Source organism: Gordonia sp. McavH-238-E (assembly GCF_022348225.1).
Taxonomy (GTDB): Bacteria; Actinomycetota; Actinomycetes; order Mycobacteriales; family Mycobacteriaceae; genus Gordonia; species Gordonia terrae.
Genome location: NZ_JAKRFE010000005.1, coordinates 152,317 through 177,187, shown reverse-complemented (window position 1 = coordinate 177,187; position 24,871 = coordinate 152,317). Strand labels below are relative to the sequence as shown.

The window sequence follows — 24,871 nt, the reverse complement described above, 5'->3', positions numbered from 1 at the left end:
GTACGACGATGCACGCCAACCGATCCCACCGCCCGATCCTGCTGATCGGGATCGCGCTGCTGGGCATCCTCGGGCTCTCGGGCTGCTCGATGATCCCCGGGAGCTGGAAAGCGGCGGTCGGACAGGCCATCGAGGTCACCGCCTACTTCGACAACGTCGCCGGGCTGTACGTCAGCAACGACGTCGCCGTCCTCGGCATGCCGGTCGGTCAGGTCACCGCGGTCGAGCCACAGGGTGATCGGGTGAAGGTGACCATGACGATCGACAACGACGTCCCGGTCCCCGCCGACGCGACCGCGGCGATCGTCAACACCTCGATCGTCACCACCCGGCACGTCGAGCTCTCACCGGCCTACGACGGCGGACCGAAGCTCCAGGACGGATCGGTCCTGAAGGAGACGAAGGCGCCGGTCTCGGTCGGCGAATTGTTCGACGCCATCGACGGTCTGGTCGTCGCACTCAAGGGCGAAGGTCGAGGCCCCGGGCCGCTCGCGGAGATGATCGACATCACCTCCGGCATCGCGACCGGCAACGGCGAGGAGATCCGCGCGGCACTCGACGAACTCGGCGGGGCGTCAGATGTGGTGGCGGGCAACAGCGATGCCCTCGTCGACATCATCGAGACCATCGAGGGACTGACCACCACCCTGGTACAGAACTATCCGAAGATGACGGCCTTCTCGAAGTCGGTCAACGAGGTCTCGGAGCTGCTGGGCGACCAGGCGCCGGGTCTGCTCGCGACGCTCGGGAACCTGAACCAGACCTTGCAGAACACGACCGTGTTCCTGCAGAACAACACCAACACGATGTCGGTGTCGTTCGACCGGCTCGCCGCGTTGACCGCCAACCTCAGCGACTACTCGCGGCAGGTGGTGGAGACCATCGACGTCGGACCGCTGCTCTTCCAGAATCTGAGCAACTCCATCTCGGCCGAACAGGGCGCGTGGCGCGCACAGGTGCTCCTCGACAAGTCCCTCGTCGACAACGAACTGCTCGCCAAGTTCTGTGAGGCGATCAACCTGCAGAAGGACGGTTGCCGGACGGGCAAGCTCAAGGACTTCGGTCCCGATCTCGGTATCTACTCGGCGATGCTGGAGCTGACGAAATGAGAACGGCGACAATGGACTCGCTGGACCGTCCGGGGCCGGGCGGACGTCCGTCACCGGCGCGGTCACGCCGCGGGCCCGATCGCCGGAACGGGCTTCGCCGAGGTGGCGTGCTCGCGGTGTTGCTCGCCGCGCTGATGGGACTGACCGGGTGCGGTCTGCTCCCGAGTCTCACGGTCGAGCAGATCCCGCTGCCGGCACCGGGTGGTATCGGGGACTCGATCACGCTGAACGCGAAGTTCGACAACGCGCTGAACCTGCCGACGCGGGCGAAGGTGAAGCTCAACGGAACCGACGTCGGGCAGGTCACCGACCTCGTCGCCAAGGACTACACCGCCCTGGTGACCATGGAGGTCAGCAAGAAGACCAAACTCCCGGTGGGCACCGGCGCCGAGCTGCGCCAGGCCACGCCGCTGGGCGACGTGTTCGTCGCGCTGCTGCCGCCGATCGAGGCGCGTGACGGCCTGATGGTCGACGGGGACACCCTCACCGGTCCGACGTCGGCCGCGGCGACGGTCGAGGATCTCCTGATCAGCATGAGCGGGGTCGTGGACAGCGGGTCCCTCAACTCGCTGACCGTCATCCTCACCGAACTGAGCAGCGCCGTCGCGACGAACCCGACGGACCTCAACGGCGCCATCCGCGGCCTGACGACCGGTATCCGAAAGCTGAATCAGAGTTCCGCGGCGGTCGACCGGTCGCTGGCCACCACACGCGTCCTGACCGGGCAACTCGCGGACGGGCGCGCACAGATCATGGCGTCGATCAACAAGCTGGGTCCGGCGCTCGAGTCGCTGAACGGGCAGATCGCCACGATCCTGACCACGCTGGACAAGACCCAGCAGGTCACCGCGGCGACCAACGACTTCCTCGACACCGACCAGGACAACCTCGTCGAGATGCTCGGCCATCTGTCGACGGTGCTGGCCGGCCTCCGGCAGGCCGCCGGCCCGCTCGGATCGCTGGCCGACAACCTGCACACGCTGACTCCGAAGTGGGTCAAGTCCACGCCGGGCAGCGCGGCCGCGGTGTCGTCGAAGGTCTACTGGCTCAGCCCCGGTGTCGGATTCGACTCGGCGAGCAGGCTGCCCGAGATCGAGGACGTCGACGAGGGTTCGGCTGCGCTGCAGCAGACACTGACCCGCCTGCTGGCGCGGATCACCGGGACCAAGGGGTGTTGCGGATGAGCGGCGTGTTCGGAGTCCTGCGCAGGAATTCGGTACTCGTGGGCAACATCGCCCTGGTGCTCGTGATGGTCGTCGGACTCGGCTACCTCACCCTGGGGGTCCTGAGGTGGCAACCCCTCGCCGACAAGTACTCGCTCACGATCGAGTTCCCCATCTCCGGCGGTCTGCAGGAGACCTCGGGGGTCACGCTGCGAGGTGCCAGCATCGGTGATGTGGACACCGTTCGGGTGCAACCGGATTCGGTCGAGGTCGTGGTCACGGTGGACGACCGGTACAAGATCAACCGCGATTCCAAGGTCGCGGCGCTGGGACTGTCGGCGGCGGGTGAGCAGTACGTCGACTTCCAGCCGGCCACCTCCGACGGTCCCTATCTCGAGGACGGCGACGTCATCCGGGCAGACCAGACCGAGGTCACCGTTCCGTTCTCGCAGCTGCTCGAGTCCTCGCTGGAACTGATCAACCAGATCGACCCCGCGAAACTCCGTTCCGCCGTGGACAATCTGAAGATCGCGCTGTACGACGAGGACGGCCCGAACGACCTGTCGGTGATCTTCGACTCGGGCGGCACCATCTTCGCGAAGCTGTACACGGCGTTGCCGGAGACGACCAAATTCATCCAGAACGCGGGCACCATCTTCAAGACCACCGCGCAGATCCAGCCCGACTTCGGTACGACGGTGGCCGGACTCAGTTCGCTGGTGAACGCGGCGGCGTCGTCCGACAAGGAACTCCGTGAGCTCCTCGATCGGGGTCCATCGCAGTTCACGAGTCTGGCCGGTTCGATCAATCAGCTGACCGATCCGATCACGGACGTGACGAAGCAGTTCGTCGACATCGCCGAACAGGGTGCGCTGCGTGCGCCGGCTCTGGCGACGCTGTTCCCCGCCATCCGGGACGCCAGTGTCAAGAGCCTCACCATGTTCCACGACGGAGCCTGGTGGGCCTTCGGCTCGGTCTATCCGCGCCCGAGTTGCAACTACCCGGTGACCCCACGTCGGCCGACGCAGATCCTCGAGCTGACCATCCCGACCAATCTGTACTGTGTGACCGAGGATCCGCGTCAGCAGATCCGAGGCTCGGCCAACGCGCCGCGGCCGCCGGGCGATGACACCGCGGGACCGCCGCCGGGTTACGACCCGAACGCCCGTACCGTTCCGCTCGACAAGTGATGGGCCGCTCGACGACTGACGGCCACTCGACGACGACAGACAAGTTGCGTGACCTGTAGATGACTGACCGGAATGACCCCGACGTGACCCCGGAGACCGAGAACGAGGCGGGCGCCGCCTCACCAGAGGCCGACGCGGTCGAACCCGCCGGCACCGATGCGGTGACGCACGACGAGGAGTCGGCGACCGAGACGACGACCGAGACGACGACCGAGACGACGACGCCCGCCACGGCGTCGGCGCCGCGTGGGAAGTCCGCCCGCCGCGGCGGCTCGTCGGCGACCCCGTCGAAGCCGGGCACGGCAGCGACCCCGACGACCGAACCGGCCGACTCTCCGACCGAGTCCGCGAAGGACTCGTCGGACCGGCGGGAGATCTCCTTCACGGTGACGGGCGGTGGGATCAAGAAGGTCCTCGCCGCCGTCGTGGCGGTCGCCCTCGTCGCCCTCGTCGCGTTCCTGGGCTGGCGTGCCTACGACCTCCAGCGGGAGGCCGATGCGTTCGCCGACTCCAAGACGGCCTCGGCGGACTTCGTGACCAAGCTCGTCACCACCCTCAACGCGGCCAATGCCGGCAATTCGAAGGAACTGCTCGGTCCGCTGTCGACCGGTGAGCTGCGCACCCGCCTCGAGCAGGAGCGCGCCGACACCGAGGCGAACGTGGAGTCGCTGAACATCGAGGTGTCCTCCACGATCAACGTGGTGGCCGTCGAGACCGTCGACGCCGACTCCGCGCAGACGGTGGTGATGGCGGAGGTGACCGGCCGAAGCGTGAAGCTGCCCAACGGCGGCACCAGCCTGATGGTCTTCCGTCTCGATCTGAGCAAGGAAGACGGCAAGTGGCTGGTGTCGAAGGTCGACGGCCCGCCGGGCAGCCCGAGCGGCCAGATCGACCCGTCGCAGTCGCTGCCGGGCGCGGGCGGAGCACCGGCACCGCAGCCATCCCCGCAACCGGCGGCCCCGGCTCCCGCGCCCGCAGGCTGACCCGAAGCGGTCAGTCCCGCACGAGAATCGCCACCGGGTGCCGGCTGCGCGCGGTGCGGAGATCGACCGCCCCGTCGTGCACGGTGCCCGTCCGCTCGTCACGCCATCGCGATCCCGGGGGCAATGTGATCGACGTGGCGGCCGCCGCCTCGTCGTCGAGGCTGTGGGTGAACCGCGCGGTGACTACGACGACCGAGGGGCCGTCGTCGGTACCGCGCGCGAACGCGATGGTGTGATCGGCGGCCGGCCCGTCGGCGGTCAACCGGTCGTATGTACCGGACGCACCGAACGCATGGGCGTGACGGGCCCGGGCCCGCAGGGCATCCCGTACGAGTTCGGTCTTGGGATGCTCGGTCGAGCGGCCGAAGTCGACAGGTCGCCGGTTGTCGGGGTCGACGAGCGAGTCCTCCCACCATTCGGTGCCCTGATAGATGTCGGGCACTCCGGGGCCGAGGATCGCAATCGCCTTGCGAGCCAGCGCTTCCTGCTCCCACGCCGATGCGATCCGGGCGACGAGTTCGGAGATCGCGGCCGCGATGTCACCGGAGGTGACCTGGCCGATCCAGGCCTCGACTGCCGCCTCGAACTCCTCGTCGATCTCCGTCCACGTGGTGCGGAGTCCAGCCTCCCGAGTCGCCTTCCGGGCGTACTCGATCAGTCGCTCGCGTAGCTCGTCGGTGACCCGGCCGTCGATCGGCCAGACTCCGAAGATGTTCTGCAGCAGGAAGTATCCGGTCAGGTCATCCGGCACGTCGGTGTCATGCCAGACTCTGTCGACCAGCTGGGACCATCGGGCGGGGACCTGGGCGAGCACCGCGATGCGTGCGCGCACGTCCTCGCCGCGTTTGGTGTCGTGCGTCGATGTCGCCGTCATCGCCAGCGGCCAGGTCGCCGCACGCTCGGCGTTGTGCCGGTGGAACTCGGTGAGCGACAACACCGGGTTCGCGGGGTCACCGCCGACCTCCTGGGCGGACACGAGCCTGGCCGTGCGGTAGAACAGGCTGTCCTCGACACTCTTCGCGGTCACCGCGCCGCAGGTCTGGGCCAGCCGCGACGTCACCTCGCCGGGCTCCGCCGTCTCGCGCACGATGACCTCGAGGGCCGGACGCAGTTCCGGCTTTGCGTCGCCGACGCCGGCGGCCACCGCGAGGAGGCGTGGACGCAGCGACGGGTAGTCGGCCCGATAGACCCCGAGAGCGGCGATGAGTTCGGCACAGGCAGCGGCGATGAGGTCCGTGTCGGCGGCGGGCGCACCGCCGCCGACGGCGTCGATCGCGCGCACGAGGCGTCGCAGTTCGGCCGGGAAGGACTCGCGCAGCGTGCGGAGCTTCCGATCGTGCTCGGCGGTCTCCACCCACCGTGCGTCTCCGGTGTCGCCGGTGATCCGTTCGTGCACTTCGGTGAGCTGGGCGACTCCGGCCGGTGCCACGAACACCGCGTCGATGACGCGCATGTGGTCGTACCCGGTGGTGCCCTCGACCGGCAGGGTCGGCTCGAGCGGCTCGTCGGGAGCCAGGATCTTCTCGATGTAGAGCAACCGATCGTCGCCCACGTCGGCGCGGAGGCGACGCAGGTAGTCCTGCGGATCCCACAGGCCGTCGGGATGATCCACGCGCACACCGTCGATGAGGTCGGCGTCGAGCAACTCACGCAGCCACTGATGCGTGGCGTCGTAGACCTCTGGATCCTCCTGGCGGAGACCGGCGAGCTCGTTGACGGTGAAGAACCGCCGATACCCGATGAGCCCGCTGTTCCAGGGGACGAGCCGATAGTGCTGGCGGTCGTGGACCTCACCCGGTGTTCCGTCGCCGGCGCCGGGAGCGGAGCGAGCGGGCCGAGTGTGCCCGGCGCCGGGAGCGGAGCGAGCGGGCCGAGTGTCCCCGCCGGTGCCGGGGGCGATCGGGAACGCATGGTCGTAGTACCGCAGATGCCCGTGCTCGTCGATCTCGAGTGGACTCAGGTCGCCGTCGGCGGCGACGATCGGCAGCGCCAGCTTCCCGTCGGCCCCGTTGTCGACTCCGAAGTCGGCATCGAAATAGCTCGCGTACGCCGACCCCGACCCGTGGCGGAGCAGGTCGGCGAACCATGGATTGGCGAGCGCGTCGGCCACCCCGGTGTGGTTCGGGACGATGTCGATGATCAGACCCAGCCCGCGTTCGGCTGCCGCCGAACGCAATTCGCGCAGACCGTCGAGACCGCCGAGCACATCCGCCACCGCCGGTGGCGGTAGCCAGTCGTAGCCGTGCGTCGAGCCGGCCGACGCCGTGCCGATCGGGGAGAGGTAGACGTGACTGATCCCCAACTCGACGAGGTGGTCGAGGATGCTTGCGGCGTCGGCGAACCCGAAGTCGCCGTGCAGCTGGAGCCGATACGTCGCGTGCGGGGTCGGACGATTGCTCATGGATTCAGGCGGTCTTCCGCAGGACCAGGACCGAGCGGGCGCCGACCGTCACCGACTCGCCGGAAGCGGCCGTCAGTTCGGTCTCCCCGACGGGGTGGGTCGTGTCCAGTTCACCGACCCACTCGTTGCCGTACCAGTTCGGCGGAAGAGTGAAGTCCAGGTCCTCGTAGTGTGCGTTGAAGCAGATGAAGAACGAGTCGTCGACCACCAGTTCGCCGCGTTCGTCCTTCTCGCCCAGGCCGTTTCCGTTGAGGAACACGGCAAGGCTCTTGCCGAACCCGCTGTCCCAGTCCTCGGCGGTCATCTCCTGGCCGGCGGGTGTGAGCCAGGCGATGTCGAGCGCCTGGTCACCCCATCGGATCGGCTTCCCGCCGAAGAACTTCCGACGCCGGAACACCGGATGTCGGGTGCGCAAGGCGATGGCCTTGCGGGTGAACTCCAGCAGGTCGGCGTTCTCCTCGGCGAGTGTCCAGTCCATCCAGGACAATTCGGAGTCCTGGCAGTAGACGTTGTTGTTGCCCTGCTGGGTGCGTCCGATCTCGTCGCCGTGCGCGAGCATCGGCGTGCCCTGCGACAGGAACAGCGTGGCCAGGATGTTCCGCTGCTGCCGTGCGCGCAGTGCGTTGATCTCGGGATCGTCGGTCGGACCTTCGACGCCGCAGTTCCACGATCGGTTGTGGCTCTCGCCGTCGCGATTGTCCTCGCCGTTGGCCATGTTGTGTTTCTCGTTGTAGGACACCAGGTCCCGCAGCGTGAAACCGTCGTGGGCGATGACGAAGTTGATGCTCGCCAGCGGGCGTCGGCCGGTCGCCTCGTACAGATCCGAGGACCCGGTCAACCGGGAGGCGAACTCGCCCAGGGTGGATGGCTCGCCGCGCCAGTAGTCGCGCACGGTGTCGCGGTATTTGCCGTTCCATTCGGTCCACAGCGGTGGGAAGTTGCCCACCTGGTAGCCGCCCTCGCCGATGTCCCACGGTTCGGCGATGAGCTTCACCTGGCTGACGACCGGGTCCTGCTGCACGAGATCGAAGAACGCCGACAGGCGGTCCACGTCGTGGAGTTCGCGGGCCAGCGTGGACGCGAGGTCGAAACGGAAACCGTCGACGTGCATCTCGAGGATCCAGTAGCGCAGCGAGTCCATGATGAGCTGCAGCGTGTGCGGATGACGGCCGTTGAGACTGTTGCCGGTTCCGGTGTAGTCCATGTACATCTCGGGCTCGCCGTCGACGAGCCGGTAGTAGGCGGCGTTGTCGATGCCGCGGAACGACACGGTCGGACCGAGATGATTGCCCTCGGCGGTGTGGTTGTAGACGACGTCGAGGATGACCTCGATGCCCGCGTTGTGGAATTCACGGACCATCGCCTTGAACTCGGTCACCGCGCTGGCCGGCTGGTCGGGGTTCGACGAGTATTCGATGTGCGGCGCCAGGAAGCCGAAGGTGTTGTAGCCCCAGTAGTTCCGGAGACCCTGATCGCGCAGCACGAAGTCCTGCATGAACTGGTGGACGGGCATCAGCTCGATGGCCGTGATCCCCAGTTCCTTGAGATGGTCGATGATCACCGGATGGCACAGCCCCGCATAGGTACCGCGAAGGTATTCCGGGATGTCGGGGTGGGTCGCGGTCATACCCTTGACGTGCGCCTCGTAGATCACCGTCTGGTGATACGGGCGATTGGGCGACCGATCGTTCTGCCAGTCGAAGTAGGGGTTGATCACCACCGAGACCATGGTGTGCCCGAGCGAGTCCAGTTGCGGCATCTCGTTGACCGGTTCGGCGCCGGCGGTCTGGGCGTTGTCCTCCGCGCTCGGTGCGGCTCCGTTGTCGTCCTGCCCGGTCTCGGCGGGTGGGGCCTCGTCGGTGTTGTCGGCGTCGGGGTCGGCCGCATCGTCGGGCGCGGATGTGTCGGCGTCGTCGGCGCCGTCCGCCTCGGGCCCGGTGTCACCGGCCGCGTCGGTCACGGTGGCGGAAGCCTCGTCGCCGCTGTCGTCGGCCGCGGGTTCGTCGTCGGCCTCGGGAGGCGACGGGAGCGGGTAGGAGAACAGCGATGCGTCGCCGTCGAAGTCGCCGTGGAACGCCTTGCCGTACGGGTCGAGCAGCAACTTGCTCGGGTCGCAACGCAGTCCCTGCGACGGGTCATAGGGTCCGTAGACGCGGAAGCCGTAGAACTGTCCCGGACCGACGTTGGGCAGATAGCAGTGCCAGCAGTATCCGTCGACCTCTTCGAGCCGGATGCGGCGTTCGTGGCCCTCGCGGTCGATCAGGCACAGCTCGACGGCTTCGGCGACCTCCGAGAACAGCGAGAAGTTCGTTCCCACACCGTCGTACGTGGCGCCGAGGGGGTACGGGGTACCGGGCCACACCGGGATCGGCGCCGGCTCGGGGTGGACGAGCGCCTCGGCCTGGATCGGGTCGGACGGCATCGGAACCGGCTCGGAGGTGATGTCGCCGCTCGGTGGCGCTGCTGTCGTCGAGGTGGTGTCGAGACCTGGTTCGCGGGGCTCACCGGAAGAGCTGGGATCGGCAGAAGAGTGAGGATCGGCGGTGGAGCCGGGATCGCCCGGCTGGGCACCGGGGGCTGGCGGTTCGGTCTTACCCGCCTTCGGCGACGTCATGGGTCGACCCTAGTCGCGTTGTCGCGGGTGGTCATCTCCGGACGCGGTCGGTCGGCCCGGATGTGGGATGTCCCACCGGTGGGCGGTCGCCGACCCCGGGCAGCGGGCGATCAGACGGCGCCGGCCGGCGTCGTCACGGGACCCCGGGGCCGGTCCACGGCAGCTGTTCCGCCATCTGTCGGCCGAGTTCGTCGGTCAGGCTGCGGACGTAGGTCGCACTCAGGTGATGGGGATCCTTGTAGACCGTGATGTTGCCGACGATGGCCGGGCAGCGGTCGGGGGTGCAGATGCCGTCGGACATGTCGAGCGGGTGGAAGTCCGGTCGCGTCGAGGCCAACGCTGCGGCGGGATCCTCGGGCTCGAGCACGGCGGCGCGATTCGATCCGCAGCTCTCCGCGTCGCCGCCGTCGGCGAGGCAGATCGGCGTGTCGATGGTCCCCTTCGCGTTCTTCGGCCACGGGGTGTCGCGCATGCCGAGTACCGGTACCCCCGCGTCGAGGAAGCGATCGAAGATGGGCACGTAGTCCGGCGGGACCCAGTCGCCGGGTTCGTAGTCCCGCGGTCGGGTCGAGTTCGTCAGGACGGCATCCGGTTTGTCCGCGATGACGCGGTCGATGACGCGCTGCCCCCAGTCGTAGCACTCCGGGTAGGGCACGCCGCGCTGCTTGGGGATCTTGTTCGTCGACAGCGGGCACCCCATCTTGAGGTAGGTCTTCACCTTGAAGCCGTTGCGCTTGCCGAGGGTGTCGAGTGCCGAGATCCACATCTCGGCGTGTGAACCGCCCGCGAGCGCGATGGTGCGCGTCGCGGTGGGGTCACCGTAGACGCCGACGTGGATCTCGTTGTCGGTGAAGTCGCTCATGTACCCGTCGGTCGAGGTCTCGGGGAAGTCCTTGATGACCTCCAGGGCCGACGGCTGCGGGTCGAGTGCGGGAACCGGCCAGCCGTCGAGCAGTGCGCGGGCGCCCGGATACGACCTCGGATCGAGGTTCTTGGTGTCGACGACGATGTTGGCGACGTGCCGTTCCCACACGGTGATGCCGACGCCGGTGACGAGGGTGCCCACCACCAGGATCGACGTCACGACCGACGTGTACGACAGCCACCGCGAACGTCCGTCGCGGGTGCCGCGGGTCAGTGCCGACCGGTCGCCCCCGCGCAGTGGGTCCTCGATGTAGCGCTTGGTGAGCCACGCGAGGCCGACCGACACCCCGAGGATGACCACACCCTCGAAGAAGTTCGCGTGGTTCTTGTCCCGCCAGGTCAGGTAGAAGATCAGCAGTGGCCAGTGCCACAGATAGAGCGAGTACGCGATTGTCCCGAGCCACACCGGCCACCGGCTCGCCAGCCATCGGTTGGTGACAGGCATCTCGGTGGCGGCGGCATGGGTGCCGCGCGGCGGCTTCTGCAGGGCGGTCGCGCCCGCCCAGATGATCAGCAGCGTCGCACCGACCGGTACGAGCGCCATCGGACCGGGGTAGGCGTTCACGCCGTCGATCCAGAATCCGCAGCTGACGATCAGCGCCAACGCGGCGACGGTCGCGACGTTGCGAAGCCAGTTGGGGACTCGGAGCGACGGCAACCAGATCGCCAGCAGGCCGCCGGCGAGCGGCTCCCACAGCCGCGACAGCGTGTCGTAGTAGTTGTACGGCTGGTTGATCGCCAGGCCGCGGTGGGCCCAGTAGAAGGAGACGAGGGCGACGGCGAAGACCGCGCCGCCGACCAGGAACCTGATGACCCGGGGATCGGCGAACGGCCGCGCGACCCGGGCGCCGAGTTTGAGAAGCGCCGCGAACGCGAGGGCGACGAGCAGTGTCACGACGAAGAACTGGCCCTGCACGGACATCGACCAGATGTGCTGCAGCGGGCTGTTCGCCGAGCTGGCGGCGAGATAGTCCTGCGAGTTCTGTGCCAGATACCAGTTCTGGTAATACAACGCGCTCGCGATGACCTCACGCCCGACGTTGGCCCAGCGGGTCTGCGGCAGGATCAGCAGCGTCAGCACGGTGACCGCGATGAGCACCGTGAACAGTGCCGGCAGCAGGCGTTTGAGGAGCCGCTTGAGCCGCGGCCACGGGTTCAGCGTGTCGCGGAAGGTGACATGCGGCGCCTGACTGGAGATCGCGTGGCGCAGCAGCGACCCGACGAAGAAGTACCCCGACAGCGTGAGGAAGACGTCGACGCCGCCGGAGACCTTGCCGAACCACACGTGGAAACAGGCGACGAGGGCGATCGCGATGCCGCGCAGGCCGTCGAGGTCGGTGCGGTATGCGGGCGTCGTCGGCGTCGAGGGGGACGACTCCGGCGCCACTACTCGCGTCGTCGATGCCACAGGGCGTGTTCTTTCCGGTGGGGGACAGATCGGTCTCGAGGGCCGGGCCGCGATGACCGGCTAGCAATGTACTCGCCGAAGCTGTGAAATACCGATTCCGGCAACTGTGACACTCGCGCGGAACCGGGCATCGGCCGACGCGGTGGGATCACCGGGAGCCGCGTGTCCGGGCCCCGTCGAGGATGATGGCCAGCCCGTCGCGGAACTCGCCGGCGAAGTTCCGTCCCGATGGTCCGGTGACGCCGAGGCGCTCCATCTGTGCGCGCGTCTGTTCTTCGATGGTGAGGCCGATCACGAGCTGGCACAGAGCCGTGCTGACCGCCTCGGCGTCGCGCAGCGACAATCCGCCGGCCGACCCGGCGGCGATGATGTCGGCGGTGATCGCTTTCGACGACAGCCCGCTGGCCCAGCTCGACGACACCACCTCCGCGCTGTCGGGCACCGCGAGCAGTGCGCCGCGCATCCCGGACGCGAGCCGATCGAGGCGTTCGTCCCATGCCAGCCCGGTGTCGGGGATCGCGACCGCGTCCAGGATGTCGTCGGCGAGCGCGGCCAGCAGTGTCTGTTTGTTGGGGAAGTGCCAGTAGAGCGCGTTGGGGCGCACGCCGAGCTCGGTGGCGAGCCGTCGCATCGACAGGTCGGCCAGGCTGTGCTCGCCCAGGATGTCGCGGGCGGCGCGCAGGACGTCGGTGCGACTGTTGCTCACCCGCGCCAGCGTAGTGATCTCCCGAATCGGGCATCCGACCCGCCCCTGTACACCGTTCAGGACTGCCTGTACGGTGTTCAGGAATCCTGGACGGTGTCCAGGGGCGACCGTTGGCGACCAGGAGGTGCAGAGGTGGATCACGAGGACGTCAGCCGCATCGACGCACGCCACATCTGGCATCCATACGGTGCGCTGCCCGCGACGACGCGGCCGCGGGTCGTGACCTCGGCCTCCGGTGTCCGCCTCGAACTCGCCGACGGGCGGACGGTCGTCGACGGCATGAGCTCGTGGTGGGCCGCGATCCACGGGTATCGCCACCCCCGGCTCGACGCGGCCGCAGCCGCTCAGCTGGGGCGGATGTCGCATGTCATGTTCGGCGGGCTCACCCATGAGCCGGCCGCGCGGCTGGCGCAGCTTCTCGTCGACATCACTCCCGCCGGGCTGCAGAAGGTGTTCTTCTGTGACTCGGGATCGGTGTCGGTGGAGGTGGCGGTCAAGATGGCGCTGCAGTACTGGCGCAGCCGCGGGCAGACGGGGCGTACCCGTCTGCTCACCTGGCGCGGCGGCTACCACGGCGACACCTTCGCCCCGATGAGCGTGTGTGATCCCGACGGCGGCATGCACGCGATGTGGTCGGGCGTGCTCGCGCGGCAGATCTTCGTCGACGCGCCGCCGGTTGACTTCCGGGCCGACTATGTCGCCGAACTGGAGCGGACCGTGCTCGCGCACCGCGACGAGCTCGCCGCGATCATCGTCGAACCCGTCGTCCAGGGCGCAGGCGGAATGCGTTTCCACGACGCGGCGTATCTACGTGCACTCCGCGAGATCTGCGACCGCCACGACGTCCTGCTCGTGTTCGACGAGATCGCCACCGGATTCGGCCGTACCGGAACGCTGTTCGCGGCCGACGCCGCTCCCGCTGCCGACGGCGGGACGGGTGTGTCGCCGGACATCATGTGTGTCGGCAAGGCGCTGACGGGCGGCTACCTGACCCTCGCCGCGACCCTGTGTACGACGGAGATCGCCGAGGTGATCAGCGCAGGGGAGGCGGGCGGCCTCGCACACGGTCCGACCTTCATGGCCAACCCGCTGGCGTGTGCGGTGGCGGTCGCGGCGATCGAGCTCCTGCTGGAAACGCCGTGGGCCGAGCGGGTGTCGGCGATCGAGCGCGGACTCGCCGAGGGGCTGGAACCGCTCCGGGAACTCGACGGCGTCGTCGATGTGCGGGTCCTCGGCGCGATCGGCGTCGTCGAACTCGATCGACCGGTCGACATGGTCGCGGCGACCGACGCCGCGGTCGACGCGGGCGTCTGGCTGCGGCCGTTCCGCACCCTCGTCTACGCGATGCCACCGTTCATCAGCACGTCCGAGGACATCGCGGTGATCGTCCGCGGGATCTCCGCGGCCGTCCACGCGACGGTGGGCGATCGCGCTCTGGTCGGGGTCCGGTCATGACCTCGGCTCAGGCACAACGGGACTCGACGGTCGTCACCGGCGCGGAGGTCGGGCTGGCGTGGCTCGCCGGCGCCGCGCGGCGGCGCGCCGCCGCCGGATTGCATCGCCGTCCGCATGTCCGGCGTGCCGGTGCCGGGGAGATCAACCTCGGCTCCAACGACTACCTCGGGTTGTCGACGCACCCCGCGGTCGTCGCCGGGGCCCGTGCCGCCGCGGATCGGTGGGGCGGGGGATCGACGGCCTCCCGTCTGGTGGTCGGCACCACCCAGGCGCACATCGACCTCGAAGACGATCTCGCCGACTTCCTCGGCTTTTCGGCCGCGCTGACCTTCTCGTCGGGCTACCTCGCCAATGTCGGCGCCGTCACCGCGCTCGCGACGCGCGGCGACCTCATCGTCAGTGACACCGGTACCCATGCATCACTGATCGACGGTTGCCGGTTGTCCCGCGCCCGAGTCGTGGTCGTCGATCGCGGCGACCACGCGGCCGTGCGGCGGGTGCTGGCCGAGCGCACCGAGAGCCGCGCGCTGGTGGTCACCGATTCGGTGTACAGCATCGACGGTCAGCCGGCGCCGGTCGCGGATCTGTATGCCGCGGCCCGCGCGCACGGCGCAGCCCTGCTCGTCGACGAGGCCCACGCCCTCGGTGTGCGCGGTCCGGGCGGACGGGGACTCGTTGCCGAGCAGGGCCTTTCGGGGGCGCCCGACCTCGTCGTCACGACCGTGCTGTCGAAGTCGCTCGGGGCGCAGGGCGGTGTGGTCCTCGGATCGGCGGTGCTGCGGTCGCACCTGATCGACTGCGCACGCACCTTCATCTTCGACACCGGCCTCAATCCGGCCGCGGTGGGTGCCGCGCATGCCGCCCTGACGATCCTGCGCGCCGAACCCGGTCTGCCGGACCGGTTGCGCGCCAACGCCCGTCGGCTGGCGTCCGCCTGCGGCGTCGACGAACCGGCCGCCGCCGTGATCTCGATCGTCGTCGGGGATCCGCAGCGTGCGGTGGCGGCCGCGACGGCGTGCCGCGACCGCGGCGTGCTCGTCGGATGCTTTCGCCCGCCCTCGGTTCCGGTCGGGACCTCGAGGCTACGGATCACCGTGCGCGCGGATCTCGACACCGACACCCTCGACCGGGTGGCCGCCGTCGTCGACGCGGCCCTGCGCGAAGTCGGTGCACGGTGAGCACCAGAACACGAGGCACCGTCCTCGCCGTCACCGGGACGTCGACCGACGTCGGGAAGACCGTCGCGACAGCGGCCCTCGCCGCGGCTTGTCAGATCCCCTGGGGGCGAGGAGCGCAGGCGCGCCACCACCCCGTGCTCCCTGAGGTGCGAGGAGCGCAATCGGCGAGTTACCCCTTGCTCCCTGAGGTGCGAGGAGCGATAGCGACGAGCCACGAAGGGCCCGAAACCCGAGTAGCCGTCTGCAAACCGGTCCAGACCGGGATCGGCCACGACGAGCCCGGCGACCTCGCCGAGGTACGACGCCTCGCGGGCGACGTCACGGCCGTCGAGCTGTTTCGTTATCCCGAGCCCCTCGCCCCCGACACCGCCGCGCGGCGCGCCGGGATGCCAATGGCCGATCCGACGGTCATCGTCCAAGGGGTGGACGATCTGGCGGTGTCACACGACCTCACCCTCGTGGAGGGGGCGGGCGGTGTGCTCGTGCGACTGGGGGAGTCGGCCACGATCCTCGACATCGCCGCGGCCACACTCGCTCCCGACACCGCCGACGGTCTTCTGATCGTCGTGGCGCCCGGACTCGGCGCGCTCAACCACGCCGAGCTCACCGTGGGCGCGGTGCGGGCGCGCGGCCTGCGCCCGGCCGGTCTCGTGATCGGTTGGTGGCCGGACGATCCCGACCTCGCGATGCGCTGCAACCGCACCGATCTCCCGCGGGTGACCGGGGTACCGGTGGTCGGCGTACTGCCCGCGGGCGCGGCGAGTCTCGCACCCGCCGATTTCCGGAGCCGCGCATCGTCCTGGTTCGACGACGAGTGGCTCACGACTCTGTCACCCACGTGCCCGGAACAGCTCGTCCGGACGCCCTGAACCGTTCCCGCAGCGGAACATCCATCCAAGGAGTATCACCAGTGACCCAGGCAACAGTCGACGCCGCCACCTCGGCCCCGGCGTCGGACGACATCCTCGCCATCGCCCGCACGCAGGTGCTCGACCGCGGCGAGCCCCTCGATCAGGAGCAGGTCCTGCAGGTTCTGCGACTGCCGGACGATCGGCTCACCGAACTGCTGCAGCTCGCCCACGACGTGCGGATGCGCTGGTGCGGACCGGAGGTCGAGGTCGAGGGGATCATCTCGCTGAAGACCGGCGGGTGTCCGGAGGATTGCCACTTCTGTTCGCAGTCCGGCCTTTTCGCCTCGCCGGTGCGCAGCGCCTGGATCGACATCCCCTCGCTGGTCGAGGCGGCCAAGCAGACCGCCAAGACCGGCGCGACCGAGTTCTGCATCGTCGCCGCGGTCCGCGGTCCCGACAAACGCCTGCTCAGTCAGGTCGCGGCGGGTATCGAGGCGATCCGCAACGAGGTCGACATCCAGATCGCCTGCAGCCTGGGCATGCTCACCCAGGACCAGGTCGACCAGCTGCGCGACATGGGCGTGCACCGCTACAACCACAACCTCGAGACCGCGCGGAGCCACTTCCCGAACGTGGTGACGACGCACACCTGGGAGGAGCGGTGGGACACCCTGCGCATGGTCCGCGAAGCGGGTATGGAGGTGTGCTGCGGTGGCATCCTCGGCATGGGCGAGTCTTTGGAACAGCGGGCCGAGTTCGCCGCCGAGCTGGCCACCCTCGAGCCCGACGAGGTGCCGCTGAACTTCCTGAACCCGCGGCCCGGCACCCCGTTCGGCGACCTCGACGTGCTGCCCGCCGCAGAGGCCCTGAAGTCGGTGGCCGCCTTCCGCCTCGCGCTGCCGCGCACCATCCTGCGCTTCGCGGGTGGGCGCGAGATCACCCTCGGCGATCTCGGCGCCAAGCAGGGCATCCTCGGCGGCATCAACGCCGTCATCGTCGGTAACTACCTGACGACCCTCGGTCGGCCCGCCGAGGACGACCTCGACCTCCTCAGCGACCTGTCGATGCCGATCAAGTCGCTGAACGACACGATCTGACGGGTACGTCCGCAGCGATGGGTAGCGTGTTCTCATGATCGACACCGTCCCGGGACCACTCGCCGAACCGTGCCGGTTCGGCGTCTTCACCGGACTCGAAGTGGAACTGCAGGCCCCCGACGCCGTTCCGCCCGCCGCTCGGTTGGGTCTCGAACCCCCTCGCTTCTGTGGGCAGTGCGGACGCCGGATGGTGGTCCAGGTGCGACCCGACGGGTGGGATGCGCGCTGCTCGCGGCACGGCACCGTCGACTCGACGGAGCTGGGGCGCCGGTGAACCCGCCGGTCCGCACCGTCCCCCGGTTGGCCGTCGTCTCCGTCGGTGTGGCGCTGCTGGGTGCGGTCGCCGGGGTGATCTGGGCCCTTCTCACCCCGCCCACCACCGGGGTCGTGTTCGACGGCCTCCGCCGCGACGACATCCCCGCCGATTTCGGCGGGGTGGGGGCCTTCGCCGTGACGATGTTCGGCTACGGCGCCGTCGCCGCCCTCGTGGTGTGGTTCGCGGCCCGCTCGTGGCGGGGTGTCAGCGGTTTCGTGTGGCCGGCACTGGCGGCCACGGCCGGCTCGGCGCTCGCGGCGACGGTCGGGATGTGGGTCGCGGGACTGCGATTCGACGGCGATCCGACCGCGCTGCCGGTCGACGCGACCTACCGGATCGCCCCGGAGCTCTGGCTCGACGGCGCCACACGGTCGGGGTCGAGCGAGCCGTGGACACTCCTCATCTGCGCTCCGTTCGCATTCGCCGTCGTCTACCTGGTGTGCGTGTTGTCTTCGCGGACCGCTGATCTCGGCGTCGGCGACCTCGCGGACGACGCCTCGTCAGCGGAGGTGCTCACATCGGCGGGCGCAGCGTCGCGAACTCATCCGTGACGCGTAACTCCTTCTCGGCGAAGGCGTAGAGGGCGGGCGGGCGTCCGCCGCTCCGGCCGGTCTTGCCGACGGTGCCGGTGGCGACCACCACGGCGCGCCGGCTCAGGATGCGGAGCAGGTTGGTCGTGTCCACTGGATAACCCAGTGCGGCGCAGTAGATCTCCGACAACGCCGACATCGGGAACCGCGTCGGCGCCAGCGCGAAGGCGATGTTGGTGTACGAGAGTTTCGCGGCGAGCCGATGCCGGGCGGCGTCGACGATCTCGGTGTGGTCGAACGCCAGCGGGGGGAGCGCGTCGACGGCGAACCAACCCGCGGCCTCGGGCGGCGTCGCGGCCGCGTCGGAGGGCACGAGGCCCATGTAGGTCGACGCGATGGTGCGGACCGCGGGCACCCGGCGCGGATCGGAGAAGACCGACAGCTGTTCCAGGTGTGCGATCTCCCGGACGTCGAGAGAATCCGCGACGAGTCGACGTGCGCTCGCCGACAGTGTCTCCGCGGCACCGACCCCGCCGCCCGGGAGGGTCCAGACGTCGTCGACCGACCGCGACAGCAGGACGCACAGCGACGGGCTGTCGATGTCCGAACCGGATCCGGAATCCGGCGCGACCCGGATCTGGAACACCACGGTCAGGACTTCCACCCGGAGGGTCGTACCGTCGGCGATGGGTGGCTCGGACCCGGCGGCTGGCATGCGCACGATTGTAGGGTGCGTACCCTCCGCTGGTGACCGCTGCTGGTTGAGCCGGCTCCGAGCGCGAGCGAGGCGCCGTGTCGAAGCCACCCGGTGACCTCGACTACCCGCCCCGGTTCGTGGTCAGGATCAGCGCCTCGCCCTCGGTGACGGCGATCGTGTGCTCGCTGTGGGCGCCGCGGGAACCGTCGAAAGACCTGATGGTCCAGCCGTCGGCGTCGAACTTGATGCGTTCGGAACCGAGGGTGAACCAGGGCTCGAGCGCGAGGGTGAGTCCCGGGCGCAGCTTCATGCCCCGACCGGCCCGGCCCATGTTCGCGACGTGCGGGTCCTCGTGCATGGTTCGACCGAGGCCGTGTCCGCCGAACTCGGTGTTGACCCGATATCCGTGCGCGGCGGCGACCGCGCCGATCGCCGCCGAGATGTCACCGATCCGTCCGCCCGGGCGTGCCGCGTCGATGGCCGCTGTCAGTGCCTCTTCGGTGGCCGCGACGAGGCGCCGGTCCTCGGCCCGCGGGGTTCCGACGATGACACTGCGCGCGGAGTCGGCCACCCAGCCGTCGATCGCGACGGCGATGTCCATCGACAGCAGGTCGCCGTCGGCGAGGACGTAGTCATGCGGGAGGCCGTGCAGCACAGCATCGTTCACCGACAGGCAGATCACGTTGCGGAAGGGCCCGCGGCCGAACGACGGCGAGTAGTCCCAGTAGCACGACTGCGCGCCGCGCTCGGCGATGAGTTCCCGCGCACGCTCCTCGAGGTCGAGGAGGTTGACCCCGACGTCGGCGCGGCCGGCGACGTCGTCCAGCAGATCTGCGATGAAGGCGCCCGTCACCCCCATGGCGGCAACCTCGGCGGGTGACTTCAGTTCGACCATTCTCGTCCTCTCGAATTCGATGTGCGGTATAGAAATACCACCATCGTCGGTATTTGTATACCGGAGCCGCTACTATCGCCTCATGGTGCGTAACCCGCTGACCCCGGAACAGATCGCGGCAGGTCGTCGTGTCGGTGCTCGTATCCGCGAGCTGCGCGGCGACCGCCCGCTCGGCGACGTCGCGCTCGGCGCGGGCATCTCGCCGGAGACCCTGCGCAAGATCGAGACCGGACGCATGCCGACGCCCGCCTTCGCGACCATCGCGGCGCTCGCCCGCGCGCTCGGCGCCTCGCTCGACGATCTGGCTCTCGTCCTCGACGCCGAGGTGGCGCGGGCGGGGTGAGCGGCGACCGATCGGCACTCACCTATCCGGAGGTCGGCGCGACATCGGGCACGCTGCCGCCCGGTTATCACCACTTGCGCCGGTCGCGGGTCATCGGTTCGGGGGCTGCGTGCTTCGCCACGGCGGGTCAGCGAATTCTGGACTGGGACATGCATCGTCATGCCGGCTTCGGCGTCGACGCGTCCACCCCCGCGGCGACGGTCGGCGCTGACGTCGACCTGCGGGTCGGGGTCGGTCCACTCGGGATCGTCGCGCGGTGCCGGGTCGTCGAGGTGCTCGACGCCCCCCGTGAACAGGGTTTCGCCTATGGAACGCTCCCCGGGCATCCGGAGGTCGGCGAGGAACGCTTCTGGGTGGAATGGCTCGCCGACGACACGGTGGTCGGGCACATCGTCGCCTTCTCGCGCCCGGGGCGGTGGTTCACCCGGCTGGGCGGGCCGGTCGGGCGCCTCGCCCAGTCGCGAATCAGCGAGCGCTATCTCGATGCTCTGATGTGCCGATGAGCTGAACCGGATCGGGGCCGGGGCCGGCGCCACGGCCCGGCCAGGTCGCGGGAATGCTCCGGGTGTGGCGAATGTTACGATGCATAGCGTTTTCGACCATGAGTCGAAAACCTGCCTCGGACACACGGCCCGTGATCTGGGGAACCAGCGTCCCGGAGACGGAACTCGTCGCCGGGCAGCCAGAGGAGTGGCAATGAGCATCACCAGCGATCGCCCCGCGGCCGTGACCGCGCCTGCAGTGTCGGCGCTCATCGATGCGCAGTGGTACGACGCGCCCGGCGGATACACCGGTATCGAGCCGACCCAGGAATGGGCAGACGAGGTCCGCCGTCTCGCCAAGGCGCGCAACGCGACCCTGCTCGCACACAATTACCAGCTCCCGGCCATCCAGGACGTCGCCGACCATGTCGGCGACTCGCTGGCCCTGTCGCGGATCGCCGCCGAGGTCGACTCCGACGAGATCATCTTCTGCGGCGTCCACTTCATGGCCGAGACGGCCAAGATCCTGAGCCCGGAGAAGCGGGTCCTGATCCCCGACGAGCGCGCCGGATGTTCGCTGGCCGACTCGATCACCGCCGACGAACTGCGCGCCTGGAAGGCCGAGTTCCCCGACGCGCTCGTGGTGTCCTACGTCAACACGACCGCCGAGGTGAAGGGTCTGACCGACATCTGCTGCACGTCGTCGAACGCCGTCGACGTGGTGGCCTCGATCGATCCCGACCGGGACGTGCTGTTCCTGCCCGACCAGTTCCTCGGCGCACACGTCAAGCGTGAGACCGGCCGCGACAACATCCACATCTGGGCGGGCGAATGCCACGTCCACGCCGGCATCAACGGTGACGAGCTGACCGCGCAGGCGAACGCGCACCCCGATGCCGACCTGTTCATCCACCCCGAATGCGGGTGCGCGACGTCGGCGCTGTACCTGGCGGGCGAGGGCTTCGTGCCCGAGGAGAAGGTGAAGATCCTCTCGACCGGAGGAATGCTCGACGCGGCCCGCGAGACGGCTGCGAAGCAGGTCCTGGTCGCCACCGAGGTCGGGATGCTGCACCAGCTGCGCAAGGCCGCGCCGGGTGTCGACTTCCAGGCCGTCAACGACCGCGCCTCGTGCCCCTACATGAAGATGATCACGCCCGCCGCCATGCTCCGGTGCCTGCGGGAGGGTCGCGACGAGGTGTTCGTCGACGCTGATGTCGCCGAGAAGGCGCGCAAGAGTGTCGAGCGGATGATCGCGATCGGCAACCCCGGATCGGGCGAATGAGCGCTGGCGTGAGCGACGATTTCGTCGGTCAGGCCGCGGGCGGCGAACTCGGCGTCGCGGTCACCGACGAGGTCCGCGCGTTGATCCGGACCGCCCTCGACGAGGATCTGCGGTACGGACCCGACGTCACGACCGCGTCCACGGTGCCCGCCGACGCGGTCGTCGACGCGGCGATCGTCAGTCGCGCGCACGGCGTCATCGCCGGTGTGCCCGTGGTCGAGGCGGTCTTCGACGAGGTGATCGGCGCGGGCGAGTACACGATCGGAACCCGGGTCGAGGACGGCAGCCGCGTCGAACCGGGCACCGTCGTATTGTCGGTGCACGCCCCGACGCGCGCGCTGCTGACCGCGGAACGCACTGCGCTGAACCTGATCTCGCACATGTCGGGGATCGCGACGGCAACCGCGGCGTGGGTGGCGGCCGTCGAGGAGACGGGCGCGAGAATCCGGGATTCCCGCAAGACTCTGCCCGGAATGCGCCACCTGCAGAAGTACGCGGTGCGGGCCGGCGGGGGGGTCAACCATCGCATGGGTCTCGGCGATGCGGCACTCATCAAGGACAACCACGTCGCCGCAGCCGGTTCGGTCGCGGCCGCACTGCGAGCGGTGCGGGACGCGGCTCCCGGGCTGCCGGTCGAAGTGGAGGTGGACTCGCTGGCGCAGCTCGACGAGGTCCTCGAACTGAGGCCGCAGCTCGTCCTGCTGGACAACTTCGAGCCGTGGGAAACGCAGATGGCCGTCCAGCGACGCAACACGCGCTCGCCGGAGACGAAACTGGAGAGCTCCGGTGGTCTGTCGCTCGACGTCGCCATCGACTACGCCCGCACCGGCGTCGACTATCTCGCGGTCGGTGCGCTGACCCATTCGGTCACCGTGCTCGACCTCGGGTTGGACATCCCCGCGCCCTGAGAGATCAGCTGCCCGGATCGCCGGTCCGGACATCGACCTCGAACACCTCGGTACGGGCGATGACCCGGTCCCGTTCGTCGGCGAGCGCCGTGCGGCGCGGATCGGCGAGATAGGCGTCGAGTGCACTGCGGTCGGCGAGCCGCAGGATCTGCACCTCATGCGGCGTACCGCCCTGTCCGTCGCCGACCACCCGGTTGAGCACCGCACCGCCGTGCTCGGGGAGCAGATCGAGGACGGTGTCCTCGTATCGGGTGAGGTCACCGGCCGCGTCGTCGTGCGCCCAGAGCAGGCAGCAGAGGTGTAGCGGCGATCGCGGGTTGGGCACGACCGGAGGATATCGAGGCGGGCTCGGATCGCACGTAGCGGCCTGGACGCCAGACATACGCGAATCCGGACCTTCGCCGGAAAGTGATCTGGCTCTTCGTGACTCGAATGGTCACGTCATCACCAAGGGTCCGGGCCGCCCGCTCGGTGGCGAGGAAGATCGCCAGGCCCGTCGGCGAGCCCGAGAAGAAGTCGGCGGCAACGTCAGGAACTGTTCCCATGGCGCTGTTGATCGTGCCACCTGACCGGTCCCGGACCCTGTGGTCGACGAACCCGAGAGCGTCGGGAATCCTCTGCCAGCAGGTTTGCGACCTCTCGGGCGCGGTCAGTGGGTGGCGAGGAGCTCCACGAGGTGTGCTTCGACGAGGGAGGGCCGGGGTGGGAGCGGTCCGGGTCGGGGTGGTCGGACGTCGATGACGTGGCTGATGTTCAACCATGACCGGCGCACGTCGTGGAAGTGTGGCGCCTCGGGGCGTGCTTGATCGCCGGGCCGGGTTGGTGGTCCGAGGATCTCGTTGCGCACTGTTTTCAGGTGTGCGGTGAACCGCCGGGGTATGTCGGGTCGGCGGTTGATGTGTTCGGGGTTGGGTGGTGCTCCGGGTTCGGCGTTCAACCGCCAGAGGCAGCGGCCTTCGTCGGGTCCGGACCGTTCGATGCGGGTGGTGTACTGGCCGGGCTGGTCGCCGACCATGCGGTTGTGGCGGGGGCAGGCGGGTGCGAGGTCGTCGATATTGGTGAGACCGCCCTTGGCCCAATCCTTGTGGGCGTGATGGAGTTCGACCTGGGTGGCGGGTTGATCGCAGCCGGGAGTCGAGCACACCTCGCCGTCGGGGCGCGCGAAGGAGACGAGGCGTTGTTCGCGGGTGGCCAGACGCTTCCCCCTACCGAAGTACAGCGGCACCGCGGTGGCGTCCTTGAATACTGCCAACCACGGCTGCACGTCGCCGGCCATCGCGACCAGGTCGGGGATGGGCAGCAGGGTGCCGGTGGCGGTGGTCGCGAGCCCGGCTTCACGGATCAGGTCGCCCAGATCGGCTTTGATGATCAGTTGCACGGGCAGCCCGCGATGCGACGTTCCGATAATCCCGTCTGACAAGCCAGCGGCCAGTGCGGCGTCGAGGGCGTCGTGATTTGTCTGGGCGGGGGTGCGTTGGTCACGGTCGGCTGCGGTGGCCAGCGCGTCGGGGTCGGCGGTGCCGGCCGGACCCAGGGGTGAGGCGGGGTCGTCGGGGTTGTTGAGTCCGGGTTTGCCCCAGACGGCGAACATCATCGTGAGCCGGGCGGCGAGTTCGGGGGTCAGGGTGCCGGAGATGGTGGCGGTGCCGTCGGCTCGTTGGCGTCCGATCCACAGGTTGCGGCGTCGTTTCTGGTCGGTGCCGTCGGACGGTGTGCCGTCGGGGTCGAGGTGAGCGAGAAGCCGCGCGCCGAGTTGGATGATGTCGGCGGGTGTGTGATCGGCGGCGATTTCGGCCATCTGCCGTTCCGCAGCGACTTTCACATCATGCTCGACGGCGTGGGGGATCTGGTCGAGGACATCGAGGGCGGCCTGGACGTGGGCGGTCCCGACCGTTCCTGCGGCGAATGCTGCGGCCAGGGTGGGGTGTTCCGGTTCGAGGCGGTCGCCGCTGAGGCACGTGAGCGTGGCGGTGGCGTTGAGGTGCTTGCGCCGCCGAACCGGGTTGGTGACGCGGAGTCGGTGGTTCATGAACTGGATGAGGGTGCGGTACCCGGTCTTGCGTGGCAGGTCACGACCCTCGACTTCGGCGACTTGCCGGTCACCGGCGTACGTGGTTCGGGCGATGGCGCGTTCGGTCGCGGCGGCGACCTCGATCAACTCTTCGTCGGTGCACGGAGACAGATTGACGGTCTGCAGTTCGTCGAGGATCGCATGCAGCTCGGCCACCAGCTCGACGGCACGCGGTCGGGGCGCAGCCGAATCGTCGTCGACGTGTGTGGTGTCGGCCATGACGGTCACCTCCCCCGAGAGCCGTTGCTGCGAATGTACGTTCGAGTGT

General features: G+C 68.9%; 22 protein-coding genes. 14 read left to right on the top strand and 8 right to left on the bottom strand.

The features are described 5' to 3' along the window. The first annotated feature begins 8 nt into the window (after positions 1-8). The 4 genes from MHN80_RS08890 to MHN80_RS08875 are packed head-to-tail and all read left to right on the top strand — an operon-like array spanning position 9 to position 4,445. Entirely contained in the window at positions 9-1,109 is a 1,101-nt protein-coding gene (locus tag MHN80_RS08890; protein WP_239401008.1) for an MCE family protein, read from the top strand. Beyond that, on the top strand, positions 1,106-2,293 hold the full coding sequence (locus tag MHN80_RS08885; RefSeq protein ID WP_374206320.1) for an MlaD family protein: 1,188 nt from the start codon (positions 1,106-1,108) through the stop codon (positions 2,291-2,293). The genes MHN80_RS08890 and MHN80_RS08885 overlap by 4 nt, the downstream gene beginning before the upstream one ends. Then, a complete protein-coding gene (locus MHN80_RS08880; RefSeq protein ID WP_004021197.1) occupies positions 2,290-3,462 on the top strand; it encodes an MlaD family protein in 1,173 nt (390 codons plus the stop codon). The genes MHN80_RS08885 and MHN80_RS08880 overlap by 4 nt, the downstream gene beginning before the upstream one ends. 59 nt (positions 3,463-3,521) lie before the next feature. Further along, on the top strand, positions 3,522-4,445 hold the full coding sequence (locus tag MHN80_RS08875) for a hypothetical protein (RefSeq protein WP_239401006.1): 924 nt from the start codon (positions 3,522-3,524) through the stop codon (positions 4,443-4,445). A gap of 10 nt (positions 4,446-4,455) precedes the next feature. Here the strand turns inward: MHN80_RS08875 and treY are convergent, their stop codons facing one another. The 4 genes from treY to MHN80_RS08855 all read right to left on the bottom strand — a co-directional run bounded on the left by treY (position 4,456) and on the right by MHN80_RS08855 (position 12,498). After that, a complete protein-coding gene (gene treY, locus MHN80_RS08870; RefSeq protein ID WP_239401004.1) occupies positions 4,456-6,846 on the bottom strand; it encodes a malto-oligosyltrehalose synthase in 2,391 nt (796 codons plus the stop codon). 4 nt (positions 6,847-6,850) lie between these two features. Then, positions 6,851-9,460: a glycogen debranching protein GlgX gene (gene glgX, locus MHN80_RS08865; protein ID WP_374206319.1), complete on the bottom strand. Its 2,610-nt coding sequence runs from the start codon at positions 9,458-9,460 to the stop codon at positions 6,851-6,853. A 133-nt stretch (positions 9,461-9,593) separates the two neighbouring features. Next, complete coding sequence (locus MHN80_RS08860; protein ID WP_101819489.1) at positions 9,594-11,771, bottom strand: acyltransferase family protein; 2,178 nt, start codon at positions 11,769-11,771, stop codon at positions 9,594-9,596. A gap of 169 nt (positions 11,772-11,940) precedes the next feature. After that, positions 11,941-12,498, bottom strand: a complete 558-nt coding sequence (locus tag MHN80_RS08855; protein ID WP_033203892.1) for a TetR family transcriptional regulator — start codon at positions 12,496-12,498, stop codon at positions 11,941-11,943. A 132-nt stretch (positions 12,499-12,630) separates the two neighbouring features. On the opposite strand from MHN80_RS08855, the gene MHN80_RS08850 reads away from it, so the two are divergent. Genes MHN80_RS08850 through MHN80_RS08825 form a run of 6 tightly spaced genes read left to right on the top strand, consistent with a single transcriptional unit; the run spans position 12,631 to position 17,946 of the window. Beyond that, positions 12,631-13,953: an adenosylmethionine--8-amino-7-oxononanoate transaminase gene (locus MHN80_RS08850; RefSeq protein ID WP_239401002.1), complete on the top strand. Its 1,323-nt coding sequence runs from the start codon at positions 12,631-12,633 to the stop codon at positions 13,951-13,953. Further along, positions 13,950-15,131 (top strand): 8-amino-7-oxononanoate synthase, encoded by a 1,182-nt coding sequence (locus MHN80_RS08845; protein WP_239401000.1) that lies wholly within the window; start codon positions 13,950-13,952, stop codon positions 15,129-15,131. The genes MHN80_RS08850 and MHN80_RS08845 overlap by 4 nt, the downstream gene beginning before the upstream one ends. Then, a complete protein-coding gene (gene bioD, locus MHN80_RS08840) occupies positions 15,128-16,000 on the top strand; it encodes an ATP-dependent dethiobiotin synthetase BioD (RefSeq protein WP_239400998.1) in 873 nt (290 codons plus the stop codon). The genes MHN80_RS08845 and bioD overlap by 4 nt, the downstream gene beginning before the upstream one ends. Before the next feature lie 41 nt (positions 16,001-16,041). Next, positions 16,042-17,079: a biotin synthase BioB gene (gene bioB / locus MHN80_RS08835; protein WP_004021188.1), complete on the top strand. Its 1,038-nt coding sequence runs from the start codon at positions 16,042-16,044 to the stop codon at positions 17,077-17,079. A gap of 34 nt (positions 17,080-17,113) precedes the next feature. Next, the gene (locus MHN80_RS08830; RefSeq protein WP_004021187.1) at positions 17,114-17,353 is read left to right on the top strand and encodes a hypothetical protein; all 240 of its coding nucleotides are present in this window, start codon (positions 17,114-17,116) and stop codon (positions 17,351-17,353) included. Continuing rightward, positions 17,350-17,946: a DUF2567 domain-containing protein gene (locus tag MHN80_RS08825; RefSeq protein ID WP_239400996.1), complete on the top strand. Its 597-nt coding sequence runs from the start codon at positions 17,350-17,352 to the stop codon at positions 17,944-17,946. The genes MHN80_RS08830 and MHN80_RS08825 overlap by 4 nt, the downstream gene beginning before the upstream one ends. Here MHN80_RS08825 and MHN80_RS08820 read toward each other — a convergent pair. After that, a complete protein-coding gene (locus tag MHN80_RS08820) occupies positions 17,909-18,640 on the bottom strand; it encodes an NUDIX domain-containing protein (RefSeq protein ID WP_239400994.1) in 732 nt (243 codons plus the stop codon). The genes MHN80_RS08825 and MHN80_RS08820 overlap by 38 nt on opposite strands. A 103-nt stretch (positions 18,641-18,743) precedes the next feature. After that, positions 18,744-19,517: a type I methionyl aminopeptidase gene (gene map, locus MHN80_RS08815; protein WP_239400992.1), complete on the bottom strand. Its 774-nt coding sequence runs from the start codon at positions 19,515-19,517 to the stop codon at positions 18,744-18,746. Positions 19,518-19,599: 82 nt separating this feature from the next. On the opposite strand from map, the gene MHN80_RS08810 reads away from it, so the two are divergent. The 4 genes from MHN80_RS08810 to nadC all read left to right on the top strand — a co-directional run bounded on the left by MHN80_RS08810 (position 19,600) and on the right by nadC (position 22,532). Next, positions 19,600-19,860 (top strand): helix-turn-helix domain-containing protein, encoded by a 261-nt coding sequence (locus MHN80_RS08810; protein WP_239400990.1) that lies wholly within the window; start codon positions 19,600-19,602, stop codon positions 19,858-19,860. Continuing rightward, positions 19,857-20,363 carry a DUF1990 family protein gene (locus MHN80_RS08805; protein WP_239400988.1) on the top strand — a complete coding sequence of 169 codons (507 nt, stop codon included), beginning with the start codon at positions 19,857-19,859 and terminating at the stop codon, positions 20,361-20,363. The genes MHN80_RS08810 and MHN80_RS08805 overlap by 4 nt, the downstream gene beginning before the upstream one ends. A 193-nt stretch (positions 20,364-20,556) precedes the next feature. Continuing rightward, a complete protein-coding gene (gene nadA / locus MHN80_RS08800; RefSeq protein ID WP_239400986.1) occupies positions 20,557-21,624 on the top strand; it encodes a quinolinate synthase NadA in 1,068 nt (355 codons plus the stop codon). After that, positions 21,621-22,532 carry a carboxylating nicotinate-nucleotide diphosphorylase gene (gene nadC, locus MHN80_RS08795; RefSeq protein ID WP_275447536.1) on the top strand — a complete coding sequence of 304 codons (912 nt, stop codon included), beginning with the start codon at positions 21,621-21,623 and terminating at the stop codon, positions 22,530-22,532. The genes nadA and nadC overlap by 4 nt, the downstream gene beginning before the upstream one ends. A 4-nt stretch (positions 22,533-22,536) precedes the next feature. Here the strand turns inward: nadC and MHN80_RS08790 are convergent, their stop codons facing one another. Both MHN80_RS08790 and MHN80_RS08785 read right to left on the bottom strand, forming a co-directional pair. Beyond that, positions 22,537-22,857 (bottom strand): hypothetical protein, encoded by a 321-nt coding sequence (locus MHN80_RS08790; protein ID WP_239400982.1) that lies wholly within the window; start codon positions 22,855-22,857, stop codon positions 22,537-22,539. Between the two features lie 324 nt (positions 22,858-23,181). Then, complete coding sequence (locus MHN80_RS08785; protein WP_239400980.1) at positions 23,182-24,822, bottom strand: HNH endonuclease signature motif containing protein; 1,641 nt, start codon at positions 24,820-24,822, stop codon at positions 23,182-23,184. Positions 24,823-24,871: the final 49 nt, after the last annotated feature.

Coding starts and splice junctions, on each gene's coding strand:
- MHN80_RS08890 (WP_239401008.1), top strand. CDS start 9: ATGCACGCCAACCGATCCCACCGCCCGATCCTGCTGATCGGGATCGCG.
- MHN80_RS08885 (WP_374206320.1), top strand. CDS start 1,106: ATGAGAACGGCGACAATGGACTCGCTGGACCGTCCGGGGCCGGGCGGA.
- MHN80_RS08880 (WP_004021197.1), top strand. CDS start 2,290: ATGAGCGGCGTGTTCGGAGTCCTGCGCAGGAATTCGGTACTCGTGGGC.
- MHN80_RS08875 (WP_239401006.1), top strand. CDS start 3,522: ATGACTGACCGGAATGACCCCGACGTGACCCCGGAGACCGAGAACGAG.
- treY (WP_239401004.1), bottom strand. CDS start 6,846: ATGAGCAATCGTCCGACCCCGCACGCGACGTATCGGCTCCAGCTGCAC.
- glgX (WP_374206319.1), bottom strand. CDS start 9,460: ATGACGTCGCCGAAGGCGGGTAAGACCGAACCGCCAGCCCCCGGTGCC.
- MHN80_RS08845 (WP_239401000.1), top strand. CDS start 13,950: ATGACCTCGGCTCAGGCACAACGGGACTCGACGGTCGTCACCGGCGCG.
- MHN80_RS08830 (WP_004021187.1), top strand. CDS start 17,114: ATGATCGACACCGTCCCGGGACCACTCGCCGAACCGTGCCGGTTCGGC.
- MHN80_RS08820 (WP_239400994.1), bottom strand. CDS start 18,640: ATGCCAGCCGCCGGGTCCGAGCCACCCATCGCCGACGGTACGACCCTC.
- map (WP_239400992.1), bottom strand. CDS start 19,517: ATGGTCGAACTGAAGTCACCCGCCGAGGTTGCCGCCATGGGGGTGACG.
- MHN80_RS08810 (WP_239400990.1), top strand. CDS start 19,600: ATGGTGCGTAACCCGCTGACCCCGGAACAGATCGCGGCAGGTCGTCGT.
- nadA (WP_239400986.1), top strand. CDS start 20,557: ATGAGCATCACCAGCGATCGCCCCGCGGCCGTGACCGCGCCTGCAGTG.
- nadC (WP_275447536.1), top strand. CDS start 21,621: ATGAGCGCTGGCGTGAGCGACGATTTCGTCGGTCAGGCCGCGGGCGGC.
- MHN80_RS08785 (WP_239400980.1), bottom strand. CDS start 24,822: ATGGCCGACACCACACACGTCGACGACGATTCGGCTGCGCCCCGACCG.